The 18,655-nt window shown below is 74.3% G+C and carries 15 protein-coding genes; 9 read left to right on the plus strand and 6 right to left on the minus strand.

The annotated features are described in order from the left end of the window. Positions 1 to 7 precede the first annotated feature (7 nt). Together ACTWQH_RS13585 and ACTWQH_RS13590 are read right to left on the minus strand one after the other, a co-directional pair. On the minus strand, positions 8 to 2,080 hold the full coding sequence (locus ACTWQH_RS13585; RefSeq protein ID WP_443286744.1) for a glycosyltransferase family 2 protein: 2,073 nt from the start codon (positions 2,078 to 2,080) through the stop codon (positions 8 to 10). A 150-nt stretch (positions 2,081 to 2,230) separates the two neighbouring features. Further along, positions 2,231 to 2,575: a DUF3817 domain-containing protein gene (locus ACTWQH_RS13590; RefSeq protein WP_443286745.1), complete on the minus strand. Its 345-nt coding sequence runs from the start codon at positions 2,573 to 2,575 to the stop codon at positions 2,231 to 2,233. Positions 2,576 to 2,782: 207 nt separating this feature from the next. Here ACTWQH_RS13590 and ACTWQH_RS13595 point away from each other — a divergent pair, with 207 nt between their 5' ends. Next, the gene (locus ACTWQH_RS13595; RefSeq protein ID WP_443286746.1) at positions 2,783 to 3,292 is read left to right on the plus strand and encodes a MarR family winged helix-turn-helix transcriptional regulator; all 510 of its coding nucleotides are present in this window, start codon (positions 2,783 to 2,785) and stop codon (positions 3,290 to 3,292) included. Between the two features lie 71 nt (positions 3,293 to 3,363). Here ACTWQH_RS13595 and ACTWQH_RS13600 read toward each other — a convergent pair whose 3' ends face one another. Both ACTWQH_RS13600 and ACTWQH_RS13605 read right to left on the minus strand, forming a co-directional pair. Next, positions 3,364 to 4,926, minus strand: a complete 1,563-nt coding sequence (locus tag ACTWQH_RS13600; protein WP_443286759.1) for a sensor histidine kinase — start codon at positions 4,924 to 4,926, stop codon at positions 3,364 to 3,366. A 70-nt stretch (positions 4,927 to 4,996) separates the two neighbouring features. After that, positions 4,997 to 5,677 carry a response regulator transcription factor gene (locus ACTWQH_RS13605; RefSeq protein WP_443286747.1) on the minus strand — a complete coding sequence of 227 codons (681 nt, stop codon included), beginning with the start codon at positions 5,675 to 5,677 and terminating at the stop codon, positions 4,997 to 4,999. A gap of 121 nt (positions 5,678 to 5,798) precedes the next feature. On the opposite strand from ACTWQH_RS13605, the gene ACTWQH_RS13610 reads away from it, so the two are divergent. Then, positions 5,799 to 6,629 carry a PepSY domain-containing protein gene (locus ACTWQH_RS13610; protein ID WP_443286748.1) on the plus strand — a complete coding sequence of 277 codons (831 nt, stop codon included), beginning with the start codon at positions 5,799 to 5,801 and terminating at the stop codon, positions 6,627 to 6,629. A gap of 82 nt (positions 6,630 to 6,711) precedes the next feature. Further along, complete coding sequence (locus ACTWQH_RS13615) at positions 6,712 to 7,215, plus strand: GNAT family N-acetyltransferase (protein ID WP_443286749.1); 504 nt, start codon at positions 6,712 to 6,714, stop codon at positions 7,213 to 7,215. Here the strand turns inward: ACTWQH_RS13615 and meaB are convergent. Next, complete coding sequence (gene meaB, locus ACTWQH_RS13620; RefSeq protein WP_443286750.1) at positions 7,202 to 8,158, minus strand: methylmalonyl Co-A mutase-associated GTPase MeaB; 957 nt, start codon at positions 8,156 to 8,158, stop codon at positions 7,202 to 7,204. The two genes, ACTWQH_RS13615 and meaB, sit on opposite strands and share 14 nt — an antisense overlap. 722 nt (positions 8,159 to 8,880) lie before the next feature. After that, complete coding sequence (locus tag ACTWQH_RS13625) at positions 8,881 to 10,104, minus strand: acetyl-CoA C-acetyltransferase (RefSeq protein ID WP_443286751.1); 1,224 nt, start codon at positions 10,102 to 10,104, stop codon at positions 8,881 to 8,883. A gap of 136 nt (positions 10,105 to 10,240) precedes the next feature. Here ACTWQH_RS13625 and mce point away from each other — a divergent pair, with 136 nt between their 5' ends. The 6 genes from mce to ACTWQH_RS13655 all read left to right on the plus strand — a co-directional run. After that, on the plus strand, positions 10,241 to 10,738 hold the full coding sequence (gene mce / locus ACTWQH_RS13630) for a methylmalonyl-CoA epimerase (protein WP_443286752.1): 498 nt from the start codon (positions 10,241 to 10,243) through the stop codon (positions 10,736 to 10,738). A gap of 173 nt (positions 10,739 to 10,911) precedes the next feature. Then, positions 10,912 to 14,211, plus strand: coding sequence for a hypothetical protein (locus tag ACTWQH_RS13635; protein WP_443286753.1), 3,300 nt, complete (start codon positions 10,912 to 10,914; stop codon positions 14,209 to 14,211). A gap of 268 nt (positions 14,212 to 14,479) precedes the next feature. Next, positions 14,480 to 15,427, plus strand: coding sequence for a cellulose-binding protein (locus ACTWQH_RS13640; protein ID WP_443286754.1), 948 nt, complete (start codon positions 14,480 to 14,482; stop codon positions 15,425 to 15,427). Positions 15,428 to 15,557: 130 nt separating this feature from the next. Further along, positions 15,558 to 16,490 (plus strand): ABC transporter ATP-binding protein, encoded by a 933-nt coding sequence (locus tag ACTWQH_RS13645; RefSeq protein WP_443286755.1) that lies wholly within the window; start codon positions 15,558 to 15,560, stop codon positions 16,488 to 16,490. Between the two features lie 3 nt (positions 16,491 to 16,493). Continuing rightward, entirely contained in the window at positions 16,494 to 17,279 is a 786-nt protein-coding gene (locus tag ACTWQH_RS13650) for an ABC transporter permease (protein WP_443286756.1), read from the plus strand. Between the two features lie 126 nt (positions 17,280 to 17,405). After that, positions 17,406 to 18,655: ABC transporter ATP-binding protein (locus ACTWQH_RS13655; RefSeq protein ID WP_443286757.1), on the plus strand; the 1,250-nt coding region annotated here is incomplete at its 3' end.

The following is an 18,655-nucleotide window of genomic DNA, read 5'->3' on the forward strand; positions in this document are numbered from 1 at the left end:
CTTCTGGCTACTGGCTCCAGGCAGTCGTGTCGGCCGGCAGGCCGGCAGCACTCGCGGCGGTCGTCGCGGCAGCCGGCGGCGGCATCGGGGGGATCGGCGGAACGGAGGGGATGGAGGGGACGGAGGAGACGGGCGGCATGGAGGGAATCGGCGGGATGGGGGGCGTGGCGGGGAAGGGCGGGACCGGGGGGTAGGGGGCGGCGTGGATTCGGCGGGGCGCTGCGCCCACGCCCGCCTGGCGCCCGCGCGGGGAGAGGGCCCTGGCGCGGCGCGGGGGGGCGCGGTGGCGGCCGCGGGCGTGGCGCGGCGCGGACGTGCGGCGGAGGGCGCGGTGAGGGGCGCGACGGGGGACGCGCGGCGCGCGGGCGGGCCGGGCGGTGACGGCGTTCCGCGCCTCGGCGGTCCGGGTGGCGCGCCGCCGGTGCGCGCTCAGGGCCCAGACCGCGAACGGGGCGAGCGAGACGGCCAGGGCCAGCAGCGCCCAGGTGCGCATGGCGACGTGCGTGTGGCCCAGCGCGAGCGAGGCGAGGAACGCGCCGCCCAGCAGCGCGGCCCAGCCGAGGTGGAGCCGGAAGGTGGCCGTCCGGTCGGGACTGGCCCTGCCTCCCTTGGGCGTGACGACGAAGCCGGAGCGGCGCCGCAGCACCGCGTCCAGCAGCGAGCGGGCGTAGACCGGCGCGCACATCGCCGACATCAGCATCCCGGCGGCGCCGGAGGAGCCGGCGGGCTCGTGCGGGGAGACGTTGTGGCGGCGGTTCCAGACGTACAGGCCGATCTGGAGGGCGGCGACGTCGCTGTAGAGCATCAGCCACGCGGAGGCGGCGACCTGGGTGCCGGAGGCGCCGAGGGTGAGGTAGAGGACGCAGCCCAGGACGCCCAGCAGCCAGGTGATGGCGGCCATGGGGTAGAACGCCAGCATGAGCCCGTAGCTGAAGCGCGGGCCGGGCTCGTGGCGGCGCGGGCCGCGCATGCACTGGCGCAGGATCGTCTCGTAGGTGCCGCGCGACCAGCGGAGCTGCTGGTTGAAGAAGTCGGTCCAGGAGGAGGGGCCTTCGCCGACGGCCAGCACGTCCGGGGTGTAGACCGAGCGCCAGCGGTTGCCGGTCGCGGGGTTGGTGGCGCGGTGCAGCTCGAAGCCGGTGGCCATGTCCTCGGTGACGGAGTCGGCCAGGCCGCCGACCGCGCGGATGGCGCTGACGCGGACGGCGTTGTTGGTGCCGACGAACATGGGGCAGCCGTAGCGGTTGCCGGCGCGCTGGATGAGGGCGTGGAAGAGGAACTGCTGGCTCTCGGCGGCCTTGGTGACGGCGCGGGTGTAGTTGCCGTAGACCTGCGGGCCGACGACGAAGGCGATGTCGGGGTCGCGGAAGTAGCCCAGCATCCGCTCCAGGTAGTCCGGCAGCGGCACGTGGTCGGTGTCCACGGAGGCGAAGAAGTCGTAGTCGTCGCCGTGGGCGTCGAGCCAGGCGTTGTAGTTGCCGTGCTTGGTGCGCGCCTTGAACGGGCCGCGGTGGCGGTTCCAGTGCGGGACGCCGCTGCGGGTGAAGTGCAGGGCGCCCAGCTCGGCGCAGAGCTCGCGGGCGGCCGGGTCGTCGCCCTCGTCCAGCAGCCACACGTCCAGCGGCCCGGTGTGGCGCACGCGGACGGCCGCCTGGAGGGTGGTCCGCACCATGCTCAGCGGCTCCTTGCCGGGCACGAAGGTGGTGAGGAAGGCGACCCGGGTGCCGGGCTCGGGGACGACGGGGACGGGGTCGCGGGCCATCAGCGTGGCGTGGGCCACGGAGACGATGTTGACCAGCCGGAAGAACTCGATGACGCCGATCGACAGCAGCATCGCGGTGTCGGCGGCCACCAGCCAGGCCGGGGCGCCGGAGCGCTCGGTCCAGTGGTCGGGCCAGACCAGCCAGAGCAGCAGCACGGCCGAGAGCAGCGGCGCCAGGACCATGAGGAGCGCGGCGCGGGCGGGGTGCGGCTCGTCCGCCAGCAGCGGGCGGTAGCGGACGCGGTAGCCGGGACCCGGCTCGGTCAGCGGCCCGGCGAGACGGCTGTACGTCTCGTAGTCGTAGCCACCCCGCCGCACGGCGCCCTCCTCAGACCGACAAAGCCGACATACCTCACCTCATGGGAGCAGTTGGGGATTGTCGAACCGGGAGGGCTAGGAGGGCTAAGACAGCGACCCGGGCGGCGGAACAGGAGGGCGGGCCGGGCGTTCCGCCGGGCCGTCCGCGTCTCAGGCGTTGACGACGCCCTCGCGGCGGGCGCGGGCGGCGATCACGGCGTCATCCTGGGAGCGGCGCAGCCGGCGCTCGGCGAAGAAGCCGCCGGTGGGGATCACGGACATGAGGAAGAACCAGGCGGCGGTCTTCAGCGGCCACCGGACGCGGTTCCAGGCGTCGAGCCAGAAGAGCACGTAGAGGATGAACAGCAGGCCGTGGATCATGCCCATCACCGGCACGGCGTCGAAGTCGGTGGTCCGCTTGAGCACGGAGCACAGCAGGAGCACCAGGAAGGAGACCGCCTCGGGGGCGGAGACCAGCCGAAGCCGCCGCAGGGCGCTCGCCGTCTTCAGGTCCATGGAAACGTCCTTCGCGATTGCGGATGCGTGGTTTGCGGATACGTGGTTTTGCGGATACGTGGTTGCGGTTGCGGATGCGGGTTGCCGTTTCCCGAGGGCCGCAGCGGCGGCCCTCGGCCTTGTGAAGGGATGCACAAGCCTTGCTATTGTCGCAGCTGTCCCGGCGATCGCCCCGGCCGGGTCGGGCGCTTGGTTAGAGTGCGAAGCATGGACACGGACACCGGCACGGACACGGGGACGGAGACGGGCTCGACCCCCACCCGCTGGCTGACCGGCGCGGAGCAGCTCGCCTGGCGCACGCACCTGGATGTCACGCGGCTCCTCACGCACCGGCTGGAGCGGGACCTGCAGCCCTTCGGGCTGACGATGAACGACTACGAGATCCTGGTCAACCTCTCCGAGTCCGAAGGCCACCGGATGCGGATGAGCGACCTCGCCGCCGCCACCCTGCAGTCCAAGAGCAGGCTCTCCCATCAGATCACCCGCATGGAGAGGGCCGAGCTGGTGCGCCGGGAGAACTGCGACTCCGACAAGCGCGGCCTGTACGCCGTGCTCACCGAGCACGGCTGGGCGACGATGCGGCGGGTGGCCCCGCACCACGTGGACTCCGTGCGCCGCCACTTCATCGACCTGCTGACGCCCGAGGGCCTGGCCGCCCTCCAGGAGTCCCTCGCACCGGTCGCCCGCCACCTGCGCGCCGAGCGCGGGCGGGCGTAACGCCCCCGCGGCCCGGCCGGGGCGCCAGGTGTATTGCCCTGGCGTTCGGATCTTCGCAGGCCCCTGGCTCCCTAGCCCCGCGCGCCGACGTCGCCGGCCTCGCCGGCGTCGTGCGCGGCGGGGAGCCGCAGGGCGAAGAGGGCGCCGCCCTCCGGGGAGGAGCCCACCGTGAGGGAACCCCCGTGGCGCGCCGCCACGTCGCGGGCGATGGCCAGGCCCAGTCCCGCGCCGCCCTCGTCGCGGCTGCGCGCGTCGTCGAGGCGCACGAAGCGCTCGAAGATCCGCTCGCGGTCCGCCTCCGGAACGCCCGCGCCGTCGTCGGCGACCTCCACGACCGCCTCCTCGCGCCCGCTCCCCCGCTCGCGGCGTACGGAGACGCGCACCGCCGAGGCCGCGTGCCGCTGGGCGTTGTCCAGCAGGTTGCCCAGGACGCGCCCGAGCTGGCCGCGCGAGCCGGAGACGGTGGCGTCGGCGAGCTCGGCGGCGCGCACCGGGACGCGGCCCTCGCCGCGCCGCGCGAGCTCGTCGGCGACGAGGCGGGCCAGGTCGACCGAGCCGGTCAGGGGGCGTTCCCCCGCGTCGAGCCGGGCCAGCAGCAGCAGGTCGGCTGCGAGGTCCTGCAGCCGCACGGTGTCCGCGACCGCGCCCGGGAGGTCGAGGAGTTCGGGGTGGGCGTCGCCGACCTCCAGCTGGGTCCGGAGCGAGGCGATGGGGCTGCGCAGTTCGTGCGAGGCGTCGGCGACGAAGCGGCGCTGGCGGGCGATGGACGCCTCCAGCGCGGCGAGCGTCTCGTTGGTGGTCCTGGCCAGGCGCCCGATCTCGTCGCGGGAGCCCGGCTGCGGCACCCGGCGCGACAGGTCCTCGGAGCGCATGATCGCGGCCATCTCCTGGCGGATGCCCTCGACGGGGCGCAGGGCGCGGCGGGTCACCAGCCAGGTGACGCCGGCGACGACGGCGAGCAGCAGGGGAAGGCCGACGAGCATCGAGGTGCGAACGCTGTCCACGGCGGCCTGCTCGACGTCGAGCGGGGCCCCGGCGTAGACGGTGACCCGCACGTTCTCGCGGGTGACGGCGGTCACGGAGGCGAAGCGGTACTCGCCCAGCTGCCCGTCGATCCGGGCCGTGCCCTCGCTGAAATCGGCTCCGCGTGCCACGTCCCCCGGCCCGAGCACCGCCTCCTCGGCGTCCTCCTGTGCCGCCTCGTCGTCGCTGTCGCTGTCGCTGTCTCCGGCGTCGGCGTCGTCGCTGTCGCTGCTGTCGTCGCTGTCGCCGTCGTCCTCGCTCGCGTCATCGTCATCGTCGTCCCCCTCGTCGTCCCCGCCGCCGGTGCCGCCGGTGCCGCCGGTGCCGTCCTCGGGCCGCTGCGGCGGCTTCTGGGCGTCCTGTGACTCCCCGCCGGGCGGCTGCTGCCACGGGGTGACGTCGCCGCTGCCGGTGCCGGTGATCGCCTCCAGGTCGTCGCTGACCGCACGCACCCGCCCCCGCCCGTCGAGCACCTGCACGGGCTCCTCGTCGCCGAGCCCCAGGTCGTCGAACGCCGTGCCCGTCGCGAGCTGCGCGGCGATCTCGCTCGCGCTGAGCTCCGCCCGCGTGTGTGCCTGCTCGTCGAGGTTGTCGCGCAGCATCAGCAGCATCAGCACCCCGGCCGCCACCAGGGCGGCGGCCACCACGGTCGTCGCTCCCACGGCCGCCCGCGCGCGGACGCTAGCCACGGCCGCCGCCGCCCGCCGCCACCAGCCGGTAACCGGCCCCGCGCACGGTGTCGATCAGGCCGGCGCCGAGCTTGCGGCGCAGCGCGCTGATGTACACCTCCACGATGTTGGGGTCGCCGTCGTAGGCGAAGTCCCAGCTGTGCTCGAGGATTTCGGCCTTGGAGACGACCTCCCCGGCCCGGGTGGCCAGGTGCTCCAGGACCGCGAACTCCTTGGCGGTCAGCGTGGTCTCCACCCCGGCGCGAACCACCCGGCGCGCGCCCCGGTCCACCACCAGGTCGCCGACGCGCAGCTCGGGCGAGGCGCCCCCGCTCCCCCGGCGCCGCAGCAGCGCGCGCACGCGGGCCACCAGCACGACGTACGAGAAGGGCTTGGTCAGGTAGTCGTCGGCCCCGGTGTCCAGCCCCTCCGCCTCGTCGTACTCCCCGTCCTTGGCGGTCAGCATCAGGATCGGCGTCTCGTCGCCGGCGGCGCGGAGGGCGGCGCAGACGCGGTAGCCGTTCATGCCCGGCAGCATGATGTCGAGGATGATCAGGTCGTAGGCGCCCTCGCTAGCGCGGTGCAGCCCGTCGGTCCCGGTGTGCACCACGTCGACGGCGAACCCCTCGGCCGTCAGCCCCTGGGCCAGCGACCGGGCCAGCCGGCGTTCGTCCTCCACGATCAGCACGCGCATGGAGCCAGCTTCGCAAATCCTTCCTGAAGTCCGTTTCAGGTTGCTTCAGGTCCCCTTCAGCAACGGTGCGTCATGGTCGATCCCGTTACGACGCAAGCGAAGAAAACGGGAGGAACTTCTCATGAAGCGCAATGTCATCATCGCCGTCGCCGCCGCGGCAGCTGTGGTCGGCGGCGGCACGCTGGCGGGCGCCGCGCTCGGCTCGGACGACGAGACGACGGGCCAGGGCGGGCGCACCGGGGAGTCCTCGTCCGCCATCGCGCCCGCCGCCAACGACATGGTGGTCGGCGGCGACGCATCCGACGACGCCGACGACGCCGACGACGCCAATGACCCCGATGACGCCGATGACGCCGATGACGCCCGCGAGCAGAACGACGGGGACGACGACGGCTCGCAGGCACCAGGGGCGGGCGCGGCCTTCGAGCAGGCCACGGAGACGGCCAGGACGGCGGTGCCCGGCGTGGTGACCGACGTCGAGTTCGACGGGAACGACGACGGGGGCCGGGCGGCCTGGGAGATCGGGCTGTGGGGCGAGGACGCGCAGTGGCACCGCGTCTGGGTCTCCGCGGACGGCACCGAGGTGCTCGACAGCCGCGCCTCCGCCACGGACGACGACGACCAGGACGACCGGGACGACCAGGACGCGGCGGCGCGGCTGCTGAACGACGACGGGGTGCCGATCGCCGAGGCGATCCGGCTCGCCGAGGACCACACCTCCGCCGCCTTCCGCGAGGCGGACCTGGACGACGGCCGCTGGCACGTCGAGCTGCGCGGCGACGACGGCACCGAGTACGAGCTGGAGATCGACCTGACCTCGGGAGAGATCGCGGGCGAGGAACAGGACAGCGACCAGGTCGACAACGCCGACGACGCCGATGACGCCGACGCCGACGCCGACGGCCACGACGCGCATGACGACCACGACGACCACGACGGGGACGACGACTGATCCCGCCGAGCGGGCGCGGGCGGGCCCGGAGAGGGGAGAAACCCCTCCCGGGCCCGCTCCTCATGGCTATACGATGGGGCGCATGTTTATAGAGGAGCGCTCGCCCGACGACCCCGAGCTCACCTGGCTGCTCCACGCCGCATACGCCGAACTCGTCGCCCGCTACGGCGCCCGCGGCCGGTCCGGCGTTCACCGCGAGGCCCGGTACCTGGTCGCCGTCGCCGACGGCGAGGCCGCCGGATGTGTCGCGCTCCAGCCGACGCCGGAGGACGCCGCGACCGGCGAGGTGAAGCGCATGTACGTCACCCCCGCCGCGCGCGGGCGCGGCGTGGCGCGCGCCCTGCTGCGGGCCGTGGAGGGCCTGGCCCGGGAGGTGGGCTACCGGCGGCTCCGCCTGGCCACCGGCCACAGGCAGCCGGCGGCCATCGCGCTGTACGAGTCCGCCGGTTACGCCCGCACCGCGCCGTACGGCCGCTACTCCGCCGAGGCGGGGCAGGTGCTGTGCTTCGCCAAGCCGCTGCCGCCCGTCCGCACCGCCAGCAGCCTCGCGCCCCTCGACCCCGTCGTCGCCGCTAGGAGTTCGTGACGCCGGCGACCAGTTCGTCCGCCGCCGCGTAGGGGTCGAGGGTCCCGGCCACGATCCGCTCCGCCAGCGCCTCCAGGCGCCGGTCGCCGTGCAGGTCGCCGATCCGCTCGCGCAACGCCGTGACCGCGATCGTCTCCACCTCGCGCGCCGCCCGCCCGGCCCGGCGCCTGGCGAGCTCGCCGCGTTCCTCCATCCAGGCCCGGTGCTTGTCCAGCGCCTGGACCACCTCGTCGATGCCCTCGCCCCGCGCCGCAACCGTCTTCACCACCGACGGCCGCCAGTCGCCGGGGCGGCGCGTCTCGCCGAGGCCCAGCATGTGGTTCAGCTCGCGGACGGTGACGTCGGCGCCCTCCCGGTCCGCCTTGTTGACCACGAAGACGTCGCCGATCTCCAGGATTCCGGCCTTGGCCGCCTGGATGCCGTCGCCCATTCCCGGCGCCAGCAGCACCACGGAGGTGTCGGCCTGCGCGGCGATCTCCACCTCCGACTGCCCGACGCCGACGGTCTCCACGAGGATCACCTCGCAGCCCGCCGCGTCCAGCACCCGCACGGCCTGCGGCGCTGACCAGGCCAGGCCGCCGAGGTGGCCCCGGGTGGCCATCGAGCGGATGTAGACGCCGGGGTCGGAGGCGTGCTCGCCCATCCGCACGCGGTCGCCGAGCAGCGCGCCGCCCGAGAAGGGCGAGGACGGGTCCACGGCGAGCACTCCGACGCGGCGGCCCGCCCGGCGGTAGGCGCCGACCAACGCCGATGTGGCGGTCGACTTGCCCACGCCGGGCGCGCCCGTCAGGCCGATGACGTAGGCGCCGCCGGTGTAGGGCGCGAGCGCGGCCATCACCTCGCGGAGCCGGGGCGAGGCGCCCTCCACGAGCGAGATCAGCCGGGCGACCGCCCGCGGCTGCCCCTCGCGGGCCCTGGCCACCAGTTCCGCTACTTCGGACACGTCCACCCCTTGGCGTTCGTCGTCGTACGTACGCTCATTCTGGCCCGCCCCGCCCGGCGAGTGCGCGGGCCGGCCCCTGCCGCCCTCCGCCCTTCGGGCGGCGACTGCCCACACCCCCGGATGGAGAGGCGCGGGTCGCCGGGATCGGAACCCCCGGCAGGGCCCGGCCGAGCCCTCAGGGGGGCCCGAGGCGGAACCCGGCAGGGCCCATGGCCAAGACCCGGCGGGCCCCGGGGCCGAATCCCCGGCAGAACCCGAGGCGAAACCCCCACCCCGGGCCCGGGGGCCATCCCTCACCACGCCCGGGGCCGAGCAGTGACAGGGCCTGGAGGAAACCCCACCGGGGCTTGCGGAGTGTTACCTCGGGGCTCGGCGCCGCGCCCCGGCGGGGCCGAGGACCCAGCCCACACCGACGCCCGAGGCCAGAGCCCTGCGCACGACTCCGGTCCGGACACACACCGGGCCGAGGACCGAGGACCGAGCCCCGGCAGGCCCGGGCCCGAACTCCCGGCAGGACCCTAGGCGGAACCGCCACCGGGCCCAGGCCGAATTCCCGGGCCGAAGGCCGGGCCCATCCCTCACCGGCGTCCGGGGCCGGCCGATACCCGCGCAGGAGCCGCGCCGGAACCCCCCACGCGGGTCCGGGGCGGAGCCCCGCGGCTCCGCCCCGGTGCCGGCGGCACGGCGCCGAAGGCGCCTCGTGCGGCTCATGCGCCTCGCGCCTACGCCGCCGGCACCCGCAGGGTCAGCGCGTCGCCCTGGCCGCCGCCGCCGCACAGGGCCGCGACCCCCGTGCCGCCGCCCCTGCGGCCCAGCTCCAGGGCCAGGTGCAGCACCAGCCGCGCGCCGGACATCCCGATCGGGTGGCCCAGGGCGATGGCCCCGCCGTTCACATTCACCCTTTCGGCGGTTACGCGGAGGTCCCTCATTGACTGGACCACGACCGACGCGAACGCCTCGTTGATCTCGATCAGGTCCAGGTCCGCGACCGCCAGCCCCGCCTTCCCCAGCGCGTGCTCGATCGCCCGGGAGGGCTGGGAGTGCAGGGAGTTGTCGGGCCCGGCGACGTTGCCGTGGGCGCCGATCTCGGCGAGCCACGTCAGGCCCAGCTCCTCGGCCTTCGCCCGCGACATGACGACGACCGCCGCCGCGCCGTCGGAGATCTGCGAGGCCGTGCCGGCCGTGATCGTGCCGGTGCCGTCCCGGCCGGGGAACGCCGGGCGCAGCCGGGCCAGCGACTCCTCGGTGGTCTCGGGGCGGATGCCCTCGTCCGCGTCGAACACCACCGGCTCGCCCTTGCGCTGCGGGACGGTCACGGGCGTGATCTCCGCGTCGAAGACGCCGTTCTTCCGGGCCGCGGCCGCCCGCTGGTGGGACGCGGCGGCGAACGCGTCCTGCTCGGCGCGCGTGATGCCGAGACGGGCGTTGTGCCGGTCCGTGGACTCGCCCATGGCGATGCCCTCGAACGAGTCGGTCAGGCCGTCGTACGCCATGGCGTCCAGCACCTCCACGGCCCCGTACCGGTAGCCTTCCCGCGCCTTCGGCAGCAGGTGGGGGGCGTTGGTCATGGACTCCTGGCCGCCGGCGACGACCACGTCGAACTCGCCGGCGCGGACCAGCTGGTCCGCCAGCGCGATCGCGTCAAGCCCGGAGAGGCACACCTTGTTCACCGTGAGCGCCGGGACGTTCATCGGGATGCCCGCCTTCACGGCGGCCTGGCGCGCCGGGACCTGGCCCGCCCCGGCCAGCAGGACCTGTCCCATGATCACGTACTGGACCTGCTCCCCGGTGATGCCCGCGCGCTCCAGGGCCGCCTTGATGGCGAAGCCGCCCAGCTCGGCGGCGGAGAACGGCCGCAGCGCCCCCAGCATCCGGCCCATCGGCGTGCGCGCTCCCGCGACGATCACCGATGGCCCGACTGGCGCAGCATCATTGCTCGCAGTCATGACAGAACTCCTCCGTGTAGGAGTGAACGAGGGTTTACCTCAATGTACTCAGAGTGACTAAAGCGGTCACTAAAGCTCACCTGTGACTCCGCGCACGTTGGTTGCGCGACGGGGCCAAAGCCTGTGAACTGGACGAATGTTGACGCGTATCGATCACATCGGCATCGCCTGCTTCGATCTGGACGCCACCGTCGCCTTCTACCGCGACACCTACGGGTTCGACGACGTGCACTTCGAGGTCAACGAGGAGCAGGGGGTGCGCGAGGCCATGCTCAGGATCAACGGTACCGACGACGGCGGTTCCGCGTACCTCCAGCTCATCGAGCCGATCCGGGAGGACTCCGCCGTCGCCAAGTGGATGGCCAAGAACGGCGAGGGCGTCCACCACATCGCCTTCGGGACCGCCGACGTGGACGGCGACGCCGAGGCCATCCGCGGCAAGGGCATCAGGGTGCTCTACGACACCCCCCGGCGCGGCTCCATGGGCTCGCGCATCACCTTCCTCCACCCCAAGGACTGCCACGGCGTGCTCACCGAACTCGTCACCGCCGCCACCTCCCACCAGCGGGAAGCCTCCGCCGACGCGCCCCCGGACGCGCCCCCCGGCGAGCCCTCCTCCGCCCCGTCGGCGTAACCATCAGGCCACTGACTCCGGCAGTGCCGCCCGGTAGAGTGGCCCAGCCGGGGCATGGGCATTCACCTCGTCCCGCGTTCGGCCGGTGATCCGTACGACCTGCGGAGGTGTTCGCCTCGCAGATCGCATCCGGATCAGCATGATCACGACCAGGGGACGGATGGGACCGCGCAGTGCCGGGCCACGACGCCTACCAGACTGACGACCACCTCTCGCGGCTCGAAGCCGAGATGGCTCGGCTGAAGAAGGAGCGCGACCGGGCGGTCGATCATGCCGACGACCTCGGCTACCAGGTCGAGGTGCTGCGGGCCAAGCTGCACGAGGCCCGACGCGCTCTGGCGCTGCGCCCCCTCTACGGGGACGCCCCCTCCCACGCCGAACAGATCCTGCGCTCCGCCCACATGCAGGCCGACCAGATGCGCTCGGAGGCCGAACGCGAGCTGCGGGAGGCCCGGGCGCGCTCCCAGCGGGTGCTGCAGGAGCAGTCCGAGCAGCGGGCCCGCATGGAGGCGGAGCTGCACGCCGAGGCGGCGGGGCGCCGCCGCCAGCTGGACGAGGAGCTCGCCCAGCGGCGTTCCACCGTCGAGTCCCACGTCAACGAGAACGTCGCCTGGGCCGAGCAGCTGCGCGCCCGCAGCGAGGCCCAGGCCCGCCGGCTGCTGGAGGACACCCGGACCGAGGCCGACCAGGCCCTCAGCCAGGCCAGGTCCGAGGCGCAGCGGCTGGCCGAGGAGACCCGGCAGCGGCTGGCCGAGGAGTCCGAGACCGCCCGGACCGAGGCCGACGAGCTGCTGCGCCGCGCCCGCGCCGACGCCGAGCGGCTGCTGAACGCCGCCTCCGCCCAGGCGCAGGAGGCCACCGAACACGCCGAGCGGCTGCGCACCTCCACAGCGCAGGAGACCGACGCCGGCCGGCGCGAGGCCGCGGGCCTGGTGCGCAAGGCCGAGGAGCGGATGGCCGAGGCGCAGGCCGAGCTGCGCGCCGCCCGCGAGGAGGCCCGGCGGCTGGTCGCCGAGGCCACCGCCGAGGCCGAGAAGCGCCGCACGGTCGCGGAGACGGAGTACGAGCAGCGCACCGCCACCGCCAAGGGCGAGATCGCCCGCATGGTCAGCCAGGCCACCCAGGACGCGGAGTCGCGCCGCGCCGAGGCCGAGCACGTGCTGGCCGAGGCCCGCGCGCAGGCCGAGCAGCTGCTGGCCGAGGCCGCCGAGGAGGCGCGGACCAAGTCGGCCGAGGAGTACGCCGCCCAGCTCGCCGACGCGGCCCGCACCGCCGAGGAGGTGCTGACCAAGGCGGCCAAGGACGCGCAGGCCACCACCAGGGCCGCGACCGAGGAGGCCGAGCGGCTGCGCGCCGAGGCCGAGGCGGAGGCCGACCGGCTGCGCGCCGAGGCGCACGACGTCGCCGAGCAGCTCAAGGGCGCCGCCAAGGACGACACCAAGGAGTACCGCGCCAAGACCGTCGAGCTCCAGGAGGAGGCGCGGCGGCTGCGCGGCGAGGCCGAGCAGCTGCGCGCGGAGGCGGTCGAGGAGGCCGAGCGGCTGCGCGCCGAGGCCCGCAGGGAGGCCGTCCAGCAGATCGAGCAGGCCGCGGCGAGCGCCGAGGAGCTCATCGCCCAGGCCAAGGCCGACGCGGAGGAGGCCCGGAACTCGGCGATCTCGGAGAGCGAGCGGGTTCGCACCGAGGCCATCGAGCGCGCCACCACCCTGCGCAACCAGGCCGAGCAGGCGCTGAAGAAGGCCCGCGCCGAGGCGGAGAAGGAGCGCTCCGACGCCGGTTCGCAGGCCGAGCGCACCACGAGGGAGGCCGAGGAGGCCGCCCGCCAGCTGCGGGCCGAGGCGCGCGAGGCGGCGCGGGCGGATCGCGAGGCGGCGACCGCGGAGCTGGAGCGGCTGCGCGAGGAGGCCGAACGCCGCGTCCTGCAGGCCGAGGAGGCGCTGGTCGAGGCCCGCGCCGAGGCCGACGGGCTGCGCAGCGACGCGAACGCCGAGATCGAGCGGCTGCGCGCCGAGGCCGCCGACCGCATCAGGTCGCTGACCGAGCAGGCCGAGCGGTCCGCGCTGGAGCTGCGCGAGGAGGCCACGGCCGACGCGGCCCGGGCCAGGACCGAGGGCGAGGAGCTGGCGGTGCGGGTGCGCGCCGAGGCCATCGCCGAGGGGGACCGGCTGCGCCAGGAGGCGCGGCAGGCCGCCGACGACGTGCGGGCCGAGGCGGCCGCCGCCGCGGAGCGGACGGCGAACGAGGCGGCGCAGGCGCTGGCGGCAGCGCAGGAGGAGGCGGCGCGGCTGCGCGCGGAGGGCAACGCCTTCCTGGCCGACGCCCGCGACGCCGCGCACCGGGAGCGCGCCACCGCGCGCGGGCAGGCCGAGGAGGTGCTGGCCGCCGCGCGGGCCCGGATGGACGAGGCGGAGCGGCGCGCCGAGACGCTGGTGGCCGCCGCCGAGCACAAGGCGCATCAGGTGCGCGACTCGGTGGCCGGGCTGCGGGAGGCGGCCGAGGCGGAGATCGCCACCCACCGCTCGGAGGCCGAGCGGGAGGCCGCCCGCGTGCTGCGGGAGTCGGCCGAGGAGAAGGAGGCCGCCTCGGCGCTGGCCGAGCGCACCGTCAAGGAGGCGATCGCCGAGGCCGAACGCATCCGCACCGCCGCCGAGGCCGAGGCCGAGCGCACCCGGTCCGAGGCCGACGAGCTCCAGGACACGGCGCGGCGCGAGGCGGCCCGCAAGCGGAGCGAGGCGGCGGCCCAGGCGGACGAGCTGATCGCGAAGGCGCAGGAGGAGGCGTTGCGCATCGCCGCCTCGGCCGAGGAGCAGTCCGACACCATGGTCGCCGCGGCCCGCAAGGAGGCCAACCGGATCGTCGCCGACGCGCAGGATGCCGGCAGCGAGATGGTGGAGAACTCCCGGGCCGACGCCAATCAGCTGCTGGACGAGGCCCGCCGGGACGCGGTCACGATCCGCTCCCGCGCCGAGGAGCTGCGCGTCCGCGTCGAGGCGGAGGTCGAGGAGCTGCACGACCGGGCGCGCCGCGAGTCGGCCGAGCAGGCCCGCACGGCCGGCGAGCGGGTCGACAAGCTGATGAAGGCCGCCGAGGAGCAGCGCGCCGAGGCCCGCGCCACCGCGGAGGCCATGGTGTCGGAGGCCAACGCCGAGGCCAGCAAGGTGCGTATCGCGGCCGTGAAGAAGGCCGAGGCGCTGCTGAAGGAGGCCGAGAAGCAGCGTTCCGAGGTGCTGCGGGAGGCGCAGCGGACGCGCACCGAGGCCGAGCGGGAGGCCAAGCGCGTGGTCGACGAGGGCCGGCGTGAGCTGGAGAAGCTGGCGCGGCGGCGGGAGGACATCAACGCCGAGATCTCCCGCGTGCAGGACGTGCTGGAGGCGCTGGAGTCGTTCGAGGCTCCGAAGCCGAAGTCCGGCGCCGCGGCCGGCGCGGGCGCCCCCGGCCCGCCGCGGCCTGGCGGCAAGTCCCCTCGGTCCTAGGCCAGGGCCTAAGGACCGTCAGGACCCCTACGGCGCCTGGCGGGCACCCGAACGGGCGGATCGCGCAGGAGAAGGCGAACATTCTCCACAGAGAATGGGGATCGGCTCGAAGACACGCCGGTTCGCCCCCTAGGATGATGCCTTCGAGGGCGTGGACCCGTCTGAGAAATCGAAGGCTGATCAAACGCTTAGGAGCTCGACCTCGAAGCGCTGAACGCCCAGGCCCAAGACCACTACTCACTCACCCGTCTGAATCGACAGGAACCCCATGAGCGACACTTCCTCCCCCTTCGGCTTCGAGCTCGTGCGGCGTGGCTACGACCGCGGGCAGGTGGACGACCGCATCTCCAAACTCGTTGCCGACCGCGACAGCGCACTGGCTCGCATCACCTCCCTCGAGAAGCGGATCGAGGAGCTGCACCTCGAGACGCAGAACGCCCAGGCCCAGGTCGCGGACGCCGAGCCCTCGTATGCCGGGCTCGGCGCCCGGGTCGAGAAGATCCTCCGCCTCGCCGAGGAGGAGGCCAAGGACCTGCGCGAGGAGGCCCGCCGGGCCGCCGAGCAGCACCGCGAGCTGGCCGAGGCCGCGGCCCAGCAGGTGCGCAACGACGCCGAGGCGTACGCCGCCGAGCGCAAGGCCAAGGCGGAAGACGAGGGCGTCCGCATCGTCGAGAAGGCCCAGGGCGAGGCGGCGGCGACGCTCGCCGAGGCCGACAAGGACGCCCTGGCCAAGCGCGAGGAGGCGGACTCCCTCTTCGAGGAGACCCGCGCCAAGGCCGCCCAGGCCGCGGCCGACTTCGAGACCAACCTCGCCAAGCGGCGCGAGCAGTCCGAGCGGGACCTCGCGTCCCGTCAGGCCAAGGCGGAGAAGCGGCTGGCGGAGATCGAGCACCGCGCCGAGCAGCTGCGCCTGGAGGCCGAGAAGCTGCGCACCGACGCCGAGCGCCGGGCCCGCCAGACCGTGGAGACCGCGCAGCGCCAGGCCGAGGACATCGTGGCCGACGCCAACGCCAAGGCCGACCGGATCCGCAGCGAGTCCGAGCGCGAGCTCGCCGCGCTGACCAACCGTCGCGACAGCATCAACGCCCAGCTGACCAACGTGCGCGAGATGCTCGCCACGCTGACGGGGGCGCAGGTCGCCGCCGCCTCCCTGGGCGCGGACGACGACGCCGACGAGGGCCTGTCCAAGGGCGTGCCCGCCCAGCAGTCCCGCTGACCTCCTTCGGCGATCCGCAGTTCCGTGAGAGGGCTGTGAGGTCGCGGGCCTGGGTCCTGGCGCCACTCCAACGGCGCAGGGGCCGCCGCTCCACCGGGCGGCGGCCCCTGCGCCGTTCTAGCGTCGATCCATGATCGAGCTGTCCGGGCTGACCAAGCGGTTCGGCGAGAAGACGGCCGTGGACCACCTCAGCTTCGCCGTCCGGCCGGGGGTGGTGACGGGCTTTCTCGGCCCCAACGGGGCGGGGAAGTCGACCACGATGCGGATGATCCTGGGCCTGGACCGGCCCAGCGGCGGCGAGGTCACGATCGACGGCCGCCGCTACGACGAGCTGCGCGACCCGCTGCGGAGCGTCGGCGCGCTGCTGGAGGCGCGGGCCGTGCACCCGGGGCGCACCGCCCGCAACCACCTGCTGTGCCTGGCGCAGAGCAACGGCATCCCCGAGCGGCGCATCGACGAGGTGCTGGACCTGGTGGGGCTCGCGGCCGTGGCCCGCAGGCGGCCCAAGGCGTTCTCGCTCGGCATGGGGCAGCGGCTCGGCATCGCCACCGCGCTGCTGGGCGACCCGAGGATCCTGATGTTCGACGAGCCGGTCAACGGGCTCGATCCCGAGGGCATCCACTGGATCCGCAACGTCATGAAGCGCCTGGCCGCCGACGGCCGCACGGTCTTCGTCTCCAGCCACCTGATGAGCGAGATGGCGCTGACCGCCGACCACCTGGTGGTGATCGGGCAGGGCAGGCTGCTGGCCGACACCTCCATGGAGCGGTTCATCCAGGAGAACGCCCACACCTTCGTGCGGGTCCGCGGCCCGGAGCCGGAGCGGCTCGCGGACGCCCTGGCAGCGGCCGGGCTGCCGCCGGAGCAGCGCGTGTGGCAGGGCGACGGCAGCCTGGAGGTCTCGGGCATGGGCGCCGACCGGATCGGCGAACTCGCCGCCGCCCACGGCGTGGTGCTGCACGAGCTGAGCCCGCAGCGGGCCTCGCTGGAGGAGGCGTTCATGCGCCTGACCCACGAGTCGGTGGAGTACCAGGCCCACGACGCCCCGCGGTGGGGAGGCTGAGCCATGGCCCTGGACGCCTCGCACACCGGGCGGGTGCTGCGCTCGGAGTGGACCAAGATCCGGTCCGTGCGGGCGACGGTGTGGACGCTGACCGCCGCCGTGGTGGTGACGGTGGCCATGGGCGTGCTGATCAGCCTCGTGGTGCGGCACACCTTCGCCGACCTCTCGCGCGAGGACCAACTGACCTTCGACCCCACCTTCACCAGCTTCGCGGGCACCTCGCTGGGCCAGCTCGCCATGATCGCCTTCGGGATCCTGGTGGTGTCGAACGAGTACAGCACGGGCATGATCCGCGCCTCGCTGGCGGCGGTGCCGCAGCGCGGCACGTTCATGGCCGCGAAGGTGTCGATCGCCACCGCCCTGGCGCTGGTGGTCGGGATGGCCACCAGCTTCCTGGCGTTCTTCCTCGGGCAGGCGATGCTCGGCCCCTACCGGACGTCGATCGGCGAAACCGGCGTGCTGCGCGCGGTCTTCGGCGGCGGCCTCTACATGGGGCTGATCGCGCTCTTCGCGATGGGCGTGACGTGGGCGCTGCGCAGCCCGATGCTGTCCTTCGGGGTGCTGATGCCGTTCTTCTTCCTGATCTCCAGCATCCTCGCCAACGTCGAGGCGACGAAGAAGGTCGGCGACTACCTGCCGGACGTGGCGGGCTCGCGGATCATGTCGGTGATCGACGACGGGCAGCGGCCCTACGGCCCGTGGGGCGGGCTGCTGATCATGGTCGCGTGGGTGGCGGCGGCGGTGCTGCTGGGGTACGCGGTGCTGAGGAGGCGCGACGCCTCATCGTGACCCGTGACATGGAACCGCCGCTCAGCCGATATGGTCTTAGGCCCGACGGGGGCGAGTTCCGGCCTGAGTGACCCGAGGCAGTGACGACGGCGGCTGGCCCCACCCATCGAGCAGGGGCAATCAAGGATGATCGAGGCAGTCGGCCTGACGAAGAGCTTCGGCTCCAAGACGGCCGTGTACAACCTGACGTTCCAGGTACAACCCGGAAAAGTCACCGGGTTCCTGGGGCCCAACGGCGCCGGGAAGTCCACGACCATGCGGATGATCCTCGGCCTGGACGCACCGAGCGCCGGCGCCGTCACCATCGGCGGCTACCCCTACCGGCAGCTGCCCAACGCGCCGCGTCAGGTCGGGGCGCTGCTCGACGCCAACGCCCGCCACGGCGGGCGCAACGCCCGCGCCCACCTGCTGTGCCTGGCGCAGCTCGCCGGCATCCCCGCCCGGCGGGTGGACGAGGTGCTGGGCGTCGTCGGCCTCCAGGACGTGGCGAAGAAGCGGTCCAAGGGCTTCTCGCTCGGCATGGGGCAGCGGCTGGGCATCGCGGCGGCGATGCTGGGCGACCCGCAGGTGCTGCTCTTCGACGAGCCGGTCAACGGCCTGGATCCCGAGGGCATCCTGTGGATCCGCAACTTCATGCGGCGGCTGGCGGCCGAGGGCCGCACGGTCTTCGTCTCCAGCCACCTGATGAGCGAGATGGCGCAGACCGCCGACCACCTGATCGTCATCGGCCGGGGCCAGCTGATGGCCGACATGCCGGTGCGGGAGTTCATCGCCCGCAACTCCACGGGCTTCGCGCGGGTGCGCACGCCCGAGGGCGAGCCGGGGCAGCGCGAGACCCTCATCAAGGAACTCGCGGCGGCGGGCGGCCAGGTGCAGCCCGAGCAGGACGGCGCGCTGAAGGTCGTCGGCCTGGAGCTGCCGCGCATCAGCGACCTCGCCCACGCGGCGGACGTGCGGCTGTGGGAGCTGTCGCCGCACACGGCGTCGCTGGAGGAGGCGTACATGCGGATGACGCAGGGCGCGGTCGACTTCCGCTCGACGGCGGACCAGCGCACCGGCCTCCAGCCGGCGGCGCCGGCGCCGGCGGCGGGCTACGCGGCCGGCCAGCCGGGGGGCTACGCGCCGCCCGGCGCCCCGGCGCAGCCCGGCCCGTCCGGCCCTGGCTGGGGCCCGGCCGGCGGGGCGGGGCAGCCCGGGGGTCAGCCGCAGGCGCCGGGAATGCCGGGCGCGGTGCCCGGTGCTCAGCCGCAGGCGCCGGGCTACGCCGGCGGCCAGGGCCCGGCGCCGGGCGGCGCGCCGGGTGCTCCGCCGCGGGATCCCGCCGCAGCCGACGCCGTGCCGTCCGCCCCGGGCCAGGCGCCCGGGGACGCGAGGCC

It is taken from the genome of Streptomyces sp. 6N223 (assembly GCF_052246635.1).
GTDB lineage: Bacteria > Actinomycetota > Actinomycetes > Streptomycetales > Streptomycetaceae > Streptomyces.

Excerpts from the sequence above, each read along its gene's own strand:
- ACTWQH_RS13590 (WP_443286745.1), bottom strand. The coding sequence starts at position 2,575 with ATGGACCTGAAGACGGCGAGCGCCCTGCGGCGGCTTCGGCTGGTCTCC.
- ACTWQH_RS13595 (WP_443286746.1), top strand. The coding sequence starts at position 2,783 with ATGGACACGGACACCGGCACGGACACGGGGACGGAGACGGGCTCGACC.
- ACTWQH_RS13600 (WP_443286759.1), bottom strand. The coding sequence starts at position 4,926 with ATGCTGCTGATGCTGCGCGACAACCTCGACGAGCAGGCACACACGCGG.
- ACTWQH_RS13605 (WP_443286747.1), bottom strand. The coding sequence starts at position 5,677 with ATGCGCGTGCTGATCGTGGAGGACGAACGCCGGCTGGCCCGGTCGCTG.
- ACTWQH_RS13610 (WP_443286748.1), top strand. The coding sequence starts at position 5,799 with ATGAAGCGCAATGTCATCATCGCCGTCGCCGCCGCGGCAGCTGTGGTC.
- ACTWQH_RS13615 (WP_443286749.1), top strand. The coding sequence starts at position 6,712 with ATGTTTATAGAGGAGCGCTCGCCCGACGACCCCGAGCTCACCTGGCTG.
- ACTWQH_RS13625 (WP_443286751.1), bottom strand. The coding sequence starts at position 10,104 with ATGACTGCGAGCAATGATGCTGCGCCAGTCGGGCCATCGGTGATCGTC.
- mce (WP_443286752.1), top strand. The coding sequence starts at position 10,241 with ATGTTGACGCGTATCGATCACATCGGCATCGCCTGCTTCGATCTGGAC.
- ACTWQH_RS13640 (WP_443286754.1), top strand. The coding sequence starts at position 14,480 with ATGAGCGACACTTCCTCCCCCTTCGGCTTCGAGCTCGTGCGGCGTGGC.
- ACTWQH_RS13645 (WP_443286755.1), top strand. The coding sequence starts at position 15,558 with ATGATCGAGCTGTCCGGGCTGACCAAGCGGTTCGGCGAGAAGACGGCC.
- ACTWQH_RS13650 (WP_443286756.1), top strand. The coding sequence starts at position 16,494 with ATGGCCCTGGACGCCTCGCACACCGGGCGGGTGCTGCGCTCGGAGTGG.